We start from the raw sequence: 9,460 nt of genomic DNA, 5'->3' as shown, positions 1-9,460 counted from the left end.
CCCTGGCCGCCTCCGCCGCCCTTCTCCTGGCCGCCCTGTTGTCCGCCGCCCCGGCCCACGCCGCGCCGACCGCCGACCGCGACGACGACACCCCCAAGCCGCCCGCCAAGATGTCCGACGTGGGCGGCAAACGGCTCGGCCGCCCGGGCACCCAGGTCTCGCTGAAGGGCGGCGCGCCCGCGCTGCCCAAGAGGCTGAGCGGACTCTCCTGGATGGTGGCCGACGCCGAGTCCGGCGACGTACTCGCCGCGCACAACGCCCACTGGGAGCTGCCGCCCGCGTCGACCCTCAAGATGCTCTTCGCGGACACGGTGCTGCCCAAGATCCCCAAGGACCGCGAGCACAAGGTGGCGCCGTCCGACCTGGCGGGCATGGGGGCGGGCAGCAGCCTGGTCGGGGTCAAGGAGAACCTGACCTACTCGGTGCACGACCTGTGGCTCGGTGTCTTCCTGCGCTCGGGCAACGACGCGGTGCATGTGCTGTCCGCGATGAACGGGGGCAAGGCGAAGACCGTGGAGGAGATGCAGGCACACGCCGAGCAGCTGAACGCGCTCGACACGCATGTCGTCACCCCGGACGGCTACGACGAGAAGGGCCAGGTCAGCAGCGCGTACGACCTCACCCTCTTCGCCCGCTCGGGGCTGCAGAAGGCAGACTTCCGGGAGTACTGTTCGACGGCGACCGCGCAGTTCCCCGGGGAGTACAAGAAGGACAAGAAGAACAAGGGGAAGAAGAAGCGCGAGAGCTTCGCGATCCAGAACACCAACCGCCTGCTGACCGGCTTCAACGTCCCGCAGTACAAGGGCATCGCCGGGGTGAAGAACGGCTATACGACGCATGCGGGCTCCACCTTCACCGGGGTCGCACAGCACGGCGACCGGGTGCTGCTGGTCACCGTCATGAACCCGCAGAAGGAAGAGGCCAACGAGGTCTACAAGGAGACCGCGACCCTCTTCGACTGGGGCTTCAAGGCGGCCGACAAGGTCGAGCCGGTGGGCTCGCTCGTCCGGCCGGGCCCCAAGGGCCTGACGAGCGGGTCCGCGTCGGACGGCGCCGGAGGCAGCGGGAAGAAGGCCGGTGACCACGCCCAGGCGGCCGTCTCGCCCGGCGACGACGGCTCGGGCTCGGGCGGCATGTGGACGGCGGTCGGTGTCACGGGCGGCTCGCTGGTGCTGCTGGGCGGCGTGGCGTACGCGGTGCACCGGCGGTGGCCGCTGCCGGAGCTGGTACGGCGCCGCTCACGCGGCTGAGCACGCTCTGCTCGGGAGCCCCGGCATCAGGAGCGCTCGGGCTGGGGGATCCCCAGCCCGGGCCGCTCCGGCTCGGGGACGGGTTTGGTGGCGGTCCAGGCGGCGCAGTAGAGCGTCAGCTTGGCGGTGAAGTTGATCCACAGGAGCAGGGCGATGGGCACCCCGAAGGCCCCGTACATGCTCTTGGCCGCGACTTTCTGGAGGTAGCTGCTCAGCAGCAGCTTGAGCAGTTCCAAGCCGACCGCGCCGATCAGCGCCGCGACGACGACGCTCCGGCGGGGCGGCCGCACGCCGGGCAGCCAGGTCAGGACGTAGCACAGCAGCACGAAGTCGGCGACGACGGCGGCCGCGAAGGCCGCCACCCGCAGCAGCGAACCGCCGGGCCCGTTCTCGGGGATGCCCAGATGGCGCGCGGTCCAGCCGACGGCGGTGACGGCGAAGCCGGAGACGGCGAAGGAGGCCAGCGCGACGCCGCCGAGGCCGAAGAGCACGACGGCGTCCTTGAGCTTGCGCTTCACCGCGTTGCCCGGGTCCTCCTCCAGCTCCCACACCGCGCGCAGGCACTCGCGCAGCGAACCCACCCAGCCGATGCCGGTGAACAGCAGCAGCACGCCGGCGACGATGCCGATGGTGGCGGCGTTCTCGATGAGGCCGCTGAGGTCGAGCTGGCCGGAGATCCCGGGGACCTGCTGGGCGAGCTTCTTCTCCAGCTGCCGCATCTGGTCCGCGCTGAGCGTCGCGGCGCCGATCGCGGCGGCGACGGCGATCAGGGGGAAGAAGGCGAGAAAGCTGATGAAGGTGATGGCGGCGGCGAGCCGGGTCCAGTGGACGCGCTCCAGCGTCTCGTACGAGCGGTACGCGTGGCTGCGCATCAGCCGGACGATCAGGGGGCCGATCATGGGCAGCCGGGTCAACCAGTCCATGATCAGCGAGTACCCTTCGCTCGGCTTGCAGTCCCCGGGGCGAGGAAGCCAGCGTCTCGCTACGACGGGCTGTCAGCCGGAACCGACTTGTCCGACACTCCGCTCATCACTCTTACGGATCCGTTACAGGGATCCGTTACAGGGATCCGTTACAGGGACGGCGCGGGCGGACGGCAGAGGTTGACCTGGCGAGGGAGCACCGGGCCGGTGCCCGACGCGCCGGGTCCGTCGCCGAAGGGATATTCACACTCCAGGCGCCAGACCCCGTCCGCACCCTGCTGATAGAGCGCGAAACCGTCGATCGTCCACGCCGCCTCGAAGTCCTTCAGTTCCGCGTACGCCCGGTCCATGGCCTCCTCGTCGATGCCATGGGCGATCGTGACGTGGGGGTGGTAGGGGAACTGCAGCTCGCGGGCGCACGGCCCGGAAGCGACCCGCACCCGCTCCTGGAGCGCCGTGCACTCCTCGACACCCTCGGCGATCTTGACGTAGACGACCGGGGACAGCGGGCGGAAGGTGTCGGTGCCGACCAGCCGCATCGTGAACGGCCGGCCCTCGGCCGCGACCGTCGCCAGATGGCGCTCGATGCCGGGCAGCGCCGAGGAGTCGACCTCGGTGGGCGGCAGCAGCGTGACGTGGGTGGGGATGCCGTGAGCGGCAGGGTCGCCGAAGCCCGCGCGCCGCTGCTGCAGATAGCTGCCGTAGGGCTCCGGGACCGCGATCGAAACGCCGAGCGTTACGGTCCCCACTGCGTTCTCCCTCCTGGCCCTCCCGGGCGTTGTGGGCCTGAGCCGCCATATCCGGTGTCAGTGTGGCGGCTGGGCCGCCTTCGCGGCTAGGTTCGTCGGTCCATCGGCGCACGTACCCACGGCCCCCTCGAAGGGGGCGTTGGGACATCGGCCGGTGATTGAGCCGGTGCCGGTCGGTGCTTCGCGGTCAGTGCTTCGCAGGCAGGAAGCCCACCTTGTCGTAGGCGCGGGCCAGCGTGTCGGACGCGACGGCGCGGGCCTTCTCCGCGCCCCTGGCCAGGATTCCGTCCAACGTCTCGGGGTCCGCGAGGTATTCCTGCGTGCGCTCGCGGAACGGGGTGACCCACTCGACCAGCACCTCGGCCAGCTCGGTCTTGAGCGCGCCGTAGCCCTTGCCCTCGTACTTCCGCTCCAGATCGGCGATCGTGGTGCCGGTGAGAGTGGAGTAGATGGTCAGCAGATTGCTGACGCCGGGCTTCTTCTCCTCGTCGTAGCGGATCTCGGTCTCAGTGTCCGTGACCGCACTCTTGATCTTCTTCGCCGAGACCTTGGGCTCGTCCAGCAGGCTGATGATGCCCTTGGGCGTGGACGCCGACTTGCTCATCTTGATCGCCGGGTCCTGCAGGTCGTAGATCTTCCCGGTCTCCTTGACGATATGCGGAGCGGGGATGGTGAACGTGTCGCCGAAGCGCCCGTTGAAGCGCTCGGCGATGTCACGGGTCAGCTCGACATGCTGGCGCTGGTCCTCGCCGACCGGGACATGGTTCGCCTGGTAGAGCAGGATGTCGGCGACCTGGAGGATCGGGTAGGTGAAGAGCCCGACAGTGGCCCGGTCCGCGCCCTGCTTGGCCGTCTTGTCCTTGAACTGGGTCATCCGGGACGCCTCGCCGAAGCCCGTGAGACAGTTCATCACCCAGGCGAGCTGCGCGTGCTCGGGCACATGGCTCTGGATGAAGAGGGTGCAGCGGTCCGGGTCGAGCCCGGAGGCGAGCAGCTGGGCCGCGGCGAGGCGGGTGTTGGCGCGCAGCGCCGCCGGATCCTGCGGCACGGTGATCGCATGCAGGTCCACGACCATGTAGAAGGCGTCGTGGGTCTCCTGCAGCGCGACGTACTGCCGGATCGCGCCGAGGTAGTTCCCGAGGTGGAACGAGCCTGCGGTGGGCTGGATACCGGAGAGTGCACGAGGACGATCGAGGGCCATGGCACCCATTCTCTCAGGTGTGGAACCGGTCTCGGTCCGCCGGTGTATGAAAGGTGTGAGGACTCGTGAGAGGGCGCGGGAGGGGGACCTCGCCGTGCGGAAGTCGGCAGGGGCAGAGGCCGAGACGGCGTCGGCCGAAGCGGCGTGGGCCGAGACGGCGTCGGCCGAAGCGGAGATCATCGCGCGCGTGCGTGCCGGGGACACCGAGGCATACGCGGAGCTGATGCGCGCACACGCACCGATCGCCCATCGCACCGCCGTGCTGCTCGGGGCGGGCCCCGACGCGGAGGACGTGGTGCAGGACGCCTTCGTCAAGGCATATCTCGCCCTGGGGGCATTCCGGGACGGCGCGGCGTTCCGGCCATGGCTGCTGCGGATCGTGGCCAACGAGACCAGCAACCTGCTCCGCTCGGCGCGCCGAATGCGCACAGCGGTGGGCCGGGAAGCGGCTTTGCGCGGATCGGGCGGGTCCGAGCCGGCCATACCGGAATCCGCGGACCCGGCAGTGGCGGCGCTCGCGGGCGAGCAGCGGGCCCGACTACTGGCCGCGCTGGACGAGCTGAGCGAGCCACAGCGGCGGGTGGTCACCTACCGCTATCTGCTGGATCTGAACGAGTCGGAGACCGCACAGGCGCTCGGCTGGCCGCGCGGCACGGTGAAATCCCGGCTCAGCCGTGCGCTGAGGCGGCTGGAGGGGCTGGTGGCGGCGGAGGAAGGAAGGCGAGGAAGTGACGGAGAGGAAAACGGAGAGGGAAACGGAGCGGGACCAGGAAAGGACTGCGAAGAGCACCGGGACGCAGGCCGCGGACCAGACAGCCGCGGCAGCCGCCGGGGCTGTGGCCCGGAGCGGGGGCGGGGGCGGGTACGGGCGCCTGCCCGACGAGTTGCGGGCGCTCGGGCGCGCGCTGGAGTCTCCCCCGCTGGGCGAGTCGCCGATGGACGGAGAGACGCTGATCGAGCGGGTGATGGCGCGGATAGTGGGCGCTTCGGCGGCCGCCCCCGCGACCGCTCCGGGCCGGGACGAGCGGGTCCAGGTCCGGGCGGACGAGCAGTGGCGGGACCTGCCCGGCCTGACGGCCGGACAGGGCTCCGCGGACGACCAGCCCAGACCTAGGACGGAGGGCTCCCAGCCGGAGGCCCCTCATTCGGACAGCCTCAGCCCGGACAGCCCCAGCCCGGACGGGGTCAGGCCTGCCGGGGCCAGCCCGGACGAGGCCAGACCAGACGAGGCCAGACCAGACGACATCAGCCCGGACGAGGCCAGACCAGACGACATCAGCCCGGACGAGGTCAGCCCGGACGACGTCAGGCGGTCGGCAGACCGGGGGCGGGGTAGGCGGCCATCAGCTCGGCGACCTCGGACCTGATCTTGGCGAGCGTTTCCTCGTCGCCGCTCCCGGCGGCGCCCACGCCCCGGTCGATCCACTCGGCGACGGTGGCCATGTGCTCGGTGCGCAGACCGCGGGAGGTCAGGGAGGGGGTGCCGATCCGGATGCCGGAGGGGTCGAAGGGCTTGCGGGGGTCGAAGGGGACGGTGTTGTAGTTCACCACGATCCCGGCCTGGTCGAGGGCCTTGGCCGCGACCTTGCCCGGCACGTCCTTGGGCGTGAGGTCCATGAGGATCAGGTGGTTGTCGGTGCCGCCGGAGACCAGGTCGAAGCCTCGGACGAGCAGGGCTTCGGCGAGGGCTTGGGCGTTGGCGACGACGGCGTGGGCGTAGTCGCGGAAGGCGGGCTGGGCGGCCTCGTGCAGGGCCACGGCGATACCCGCGGTGGTCTGGTTGTGCGGGCCGCCCTGAAGCCCGGGGAAGACGGCCTTGTCGATCGCCTTGGCGTGGACCTCGCGCGACATCAGCATCGCGCCGCGCGGGCCGCGCAGCGTCTTGTGGGTGGTGGTGGAGACGACATCGGCGTGCGGCACCGGGGAGGGGTGGGCGCCGCCCGCGATCAGTCCGGCGATATGCGCGATGTCGGCGACCAGCACCGCGTCCACCTCCCGGGCGATCTCTGCGAAGGCGGCGAAGTCGATGGTGCGGGGCACCGCCGTACCACCGCAGAAGATCACCTTGGGGCGCTCCTTACGGGCCAGATCGCGCACCTCGTCGAAGTCGATCAGCCCGGTGTCCTGCCGCACCCCGTACTGGACACCGCGGAACCACCTGCCGGTGGCGGAGACGCCCCAGCCGTGGGTGAGGTGGCCGCCCATGGGCAGCGACATGCCCATCACGGTGTCACCGGGCTCGGCGAAGGCCAGGTAGACGGCGAGATTGGCGGGCGAGCCGGAGTACGGCTGGACGTTGGCGTGCTCGACGCCGAACACGGCCTTCGCGCGGTCCGCCGCCAGGGTCTCGACCTGGTCGATGACCTGCTGGCCCTCGTAGTAGCGGCGGCCCGGGTAGCCCTCGCTGTACTTGTTCTGGAGCACCGTGCCGGATGCCTCCAGAACGGCGCTGGAGACATAGTTCTCGCTGGGGATCATGCGCAGGGTCTCCGCCTGCAGCCGTTCCTCCGCGCCCACGAGCGCGGCAAGCTCCGGGTCGGCCTCCGCCAACGCGGGATGGGGGAGGAAGGGGCCGAGGGAAGAGGCGGGGTCGGAATGGGAGAGAGGCTGGCTCATCGGTGTCCTCCGGGGCGATCGGTCGGCTGGTCCGGTCGTGGTCCCGGGGTGCCCAGGCGGGCGGCACCTCGTGGTGGCTGGAGCCGCACACCGCTTCCTCGTGGTCGCTTCCACGTTCGCCAGTCACGGCGTGCGCTCACACTCTAATCGGGGTGCGGTTTCGCACCAGCCGGGCATCAGGGACATCGACGTTCTGCGGGCCGTCGTCTGGCCTGCTCTACGCTGCCCGCATGATCCGCACAGTGGTCCTCGATATCGGCGAGACCTTGATCCGAGACGACCGCGTTTGGGGGGCATGGGCTGACTGGCTGGGCATCCCCCGCCATACCCTCTCCGCCCTCGTCGGCGCGGTGGTCGCTCAAGGGCGTGACAATGCGGAAGCCCTGCGACTCATCCGGCCCGACATCGACATCGCGGCCGAGCGGGCCGCGATGGAGGCCGCTGGAGTCGGCGAGGACCTCGACGAGTCCGACCTCTATCCAGATGTGCGTCCAGCGCTCGCCGCGCTTCGTGAGGCGGGCATCCGCGTCATCATCGCGGGCAACCAGACGGCGCGCGCTGGTGTCCTGCTGCGAGACCTCAAGCTGCCCGTTGACGAGATCGCCACCTCGGGAGAGTGGGGGATCGCCAAACCCGACCCGCGCTTCTTCGCCCGCGTTCTGGACCTTGCGGGAACCGCGCCCAGCGAGACCATGTACGTAGGCGATCACCCCGCGAACGACACGCAGCCGGCGAAGACCGCGGGCCTGCGCTCCGCGCATCTGCGCCGTGGTCCATGGGGCCATCTGTGGTCCGGCACAGCGGAGGCGGCCGCCGCGGACTGGCAGATCGACTCGCTACTCGACCTCGTACAACTCACCGCCACATGACGCAAGCGGCCTCGTACACATGGGGCCGCTCGCTACCGTTCGGAGTGGACGCACCGAACGGAGCACCAGCATGCCGACTGAGAACGCCCGCGCATTCGGCAAACGCGTGGCCTACCACCGCCGCATCGCACGTAGGACGCAGCAGGAGCTGGCCGACGCGGCCGGGATCCATGTCGGCACCTTACGGAAGATCGAGCGGGGTGCTCGGGGCGCCGGCGACGGTGTCGTGGAGGCATTAGCGGCTGCGCTCGGCGTCGACACCTCCCGCTTGCTGGGAAGCCGGGACCGGGCGACGCGCGCGTTCACGCCGCGTGCGGATCGCTCGCCATCTGCCGTCCCTCATCGGCGAGCTGACCCGAGCCTTCCACCTCACCCCGGCCAAAGAGCGCGCCGAGACCGCGAGCCTGCTGGTTTCCGCGCTGCGAACCGCTGACGCCGTGGCGTACAAGTACGGCGCCCGGGACCTGTCTGCGCGCCTGGTGGACCTGATGCGGTGGGCAGTTCCCTACGCCTCAGACCCTCTGTTGGACGCGACCGTCGCCTACGTCCGCACCGAGACCTTCTTCGCCGCCCGCGCGCACGTCCCCGGGTTGCGCGCTGCAGGCGGCGATCGACAACGCACCCACTGGTCAAGACGGTACGGCGATCGCTGCGTTGGGTGCCTTGCACATGCGGGCCGCTGTTATCGCTGGACGAGCCGGACTTGTGGAGGCTGCGGATCACCACCTCGCGGAGGCTTTGCGCCTGGGGCACGCCGTACCTGAGGACGTCTACCAGGGCACAGCGTTCGGGCCGTACAGCGTCCGCATCCATGAAGTCTCCGTTGCCGTCAGCCTCGGTGGTGACCATGTGCGTCGGGCCCTCGCCGTCGCCAACGATTGGGCCCCGCCGCGTTCTCTGCCTGCCGAGCGCCGGAGCGGGTTCTATATCGATCTGGCTCGCGCCCAGCTGTGGTCGGGGTTGGCCCGCCATGCGTACGAGTCGTTGAAGACCGCCCGTCACATCTCTCCACAGCACACCCGCGACCATCCGTGGGTGCACGAGGACATCGCCACGCTCCGCCGACTGCGGCGTGGCGATGCGGCGAGCCTCAGCAATTTCGCGGAATGGTGCCACGCTGGCGAGTGACCCTGACTGACCCTCGCTGGGTCACTTGTGGCGCTGTCCGCGGAGAACCATCTACCTGTCCACACCGAACAGGCAGATGGGACGACTCCGACAATGGCCGAACCCTTGCGGGTGCCCGCCGCGACCAAGGCGAGCCCAATGGATGCCGGCTCTCTCAACTTCGGATCGTGGGCACCTCCCAGCGGCCGTAGGACACAGCTTCAGCCCGCCGACGAGTCGTGGGACGTCGTGCGCGTCCCACGCTTCATCGGTGAACACGCCCTGGAACTGCTCGGCGAGGACGTGGGCGCGGTCATCGAGAATCCCTTCGACGGGGTGCTGTGCTGGCTCATCGCTCCCGAGGCGGCCGCCGCGTGGGACATGAGCGCGCTGCCAAGCATCCAGGTCTGGGGAGCGACCGCCTACATCGAGGTGCCCTCCGTCGACTCCCTTAGGGGTCCCGGGTTGCGCTGACGCGTACCACCCCGGGACCAGCACCTCACCGACCCGGCGTCTCTCTTCGCCGCGCTGAAGATCACGGCCAGCGCGGCGCTCGGCCCACGCGAGGAGGCCGCCCGGTGACGCAGTGCTGCTATCGCTGCGACAAGCCCACCCGCGAGCCGATCACCGTGCTGCGCGCGCCGGCCTCCGGGCCCGGCTGCCTGCGACACCTGTGCCCGGACTGCAACCGCCGACGATCACCGGGAAGCGCCACCCTGCCTGATGCCCCCTGCGCGGAACGCCG

The 9,460-nt window shown here is 70.2% G+C and carries 10 protein-coding genes and 1 riboswitch; of the genes, 6 read left to right on the top strand and 4 right to left on the bottom strand.

Features of this window, described 5'->3' with window-relative positions:
* Positions 1–2 precede the first annotated feature (2 nt).
* Complete coding sequence (locus tag CCN51_RS00605; RefSeq protein WP_043490532.1) at positions 3–1,250, top strand: D-alanyl-D-alanine carboxypeptidase family protein; 1,248 nt, start codon at positions 3–5, stop codon at positions 1,248–1,250.
* Between the two features lie 26 nt (positions 1,251–1,276).
* On the opposite strand, the gene CCN51_RS00600 is transcribed toward CCN51_RS00605, so the two are convergent.
* The 3 genes from CCN51_RS00600 to trpS all read right to left on the bottom strand — a co-directional run bounded on the left by CCN51_RS00600 (position 1,277) and on the right by trpS (position 4,123).
* Positions 1,277–2,173, bottom strand: coding sequence for a YihY/virulence factor BrkB family protein (locus tag CCN51_RS00600; RefSeq protein ID WP_014177310.1), 897 nt, complete (start codon positions 2,171–2,173; stop codon positions 1,277–1,279).
* Positions 2,174–2,322: 149 nt separating this feature from the next.
* Positions 2,323–2,922, bottom strand: coding sequence for a 2'-5' RNA ligase family protein (locus CCN51_RS00595; protein ID WP_086859166.1), 600 nt, complete (start codon positions 2,920–2,922; stop codon positions 2,323–2,325).
* A 187-nt stretch (positions 2,923–3,109) separates the two neighbouring features.
* Positions 3,110–4,123 carry a tryptophan--tRNA ligase gene (gene trpS, locus CCN51_RS00590; RefSeq protein ID WP_014177312.1) on the bottom strand — a complete coding sequence of 338 codons (1,014 nt, stop codon included), beginning with the start codon at positions 4,121–4,123 and terminating at the stop codon, positions 3,110–3,112.
* 94 nt (positions 4,124–4,217) lie between these two features.
* On the opposite strand from trpS, the gene CCN51_RS59790 reads away from it, so the two are divergent.
* Positions 4,218–5,237 (top strand): sigma-70 family RNA polymerase sigma factor, encoded by a 1,020-nt coding sequence (locus tag CCN51_RS59790; RefSeq protein ID WP_405383570.1) that lies wholly within the window; start codon positions 4,218–4,220, stop codon positions 5,235–5,237.
* A 191-nt stretch (positions 5,238–5,428) separates the two neighbouring features.
* On the opposite strand, the gene CCN51_RS00580 is transcribed toward CCN51_RS59790, so the two are convergent.
* Positions 5,429–6,739 (bottom strand): serine hydroxymethyltransferase, encoded by a 1,311-nt coding sequence (locus CCN51_RS00580; RefSeq protein ID WP_014177314.1) that lies wholly within the window; start codon positions 6,737–6,739, stop codon positions 5,429–5,431.
* Positions 6,740–6,782: 43 nt separating this feature from the next.
* Positions 6,783–6,876: riboswitch (ZMP/ZTP riboswitch) on the bottom strand.
* A gap of 93 nt (positions 6,877–6,969) precedes the next feature.
* Here CCN51_RS00580 and CCN51_RS00575 point away from each other — a divergent pair.
* The 4 genes from CCN51_RS00575 (at position 6,970) to CCN51_RS00565 (ending at position 9,189) form a co-directional block, all read left to right on the top strand.
* On the top strand, positions 6,970–7,608 hold the full coding sequence (locus tag CCN51_RS00575) for an HAD family hydrolase (RefSeq protein WP_043487052.1): 639 nt from the start codon (positions 6,970–6,972) through the stop codon (positions 7,606–7,608).
* 19 nt (positions 7,609–7,627) lie between these two features.
* Positions 7,628–8,041, top strand: a complete 414-nt coding sequence (locus CCN51_RS59540) for a helix-turn-helix domain-containing protein (protein ID WP_319637656.1) — start codon at positions 7,628–7,630, stop codon at positions 8,039–8,041.
* Positions 8,042–8,313: 272 nt separating this feature from the next.
* Positions 8,314–8,736, top strand: coding sequence for a hypothetical protein (locus CCN51_RS59535; protein WP_014177317.1), 423 nt, complete (start codon positions 8,314–8,316; stop codon positions 8,734–8,736).
* Positions 8,737–8,874: 138 nt separating this feature from the next.
* On the top strand, positions 8,875–9,189 hold the full coding sequence (locus CCN51_RS00565; protein WP_014177318.1) for a hypothetical protein: 315 nt from the start codon (positions 8,875–8,877) through the stop codon (positions 9,187–9,189).
* Positions 9,190–9,460: the final 271 nt, after the last annotated feature.

The organism is Streptomyces milbemycinicus, from assembly GCF_002154605.1.
GTDB lineage: Bacteria > Actinomycetota > Actinomycetes > Streptomycetales > Streptomycetaceae > Streptomyces > Streptomyces milbemycinicus.
This window is presented reverse-complemented; position numbering and strand designations above follow the sequence as displayed.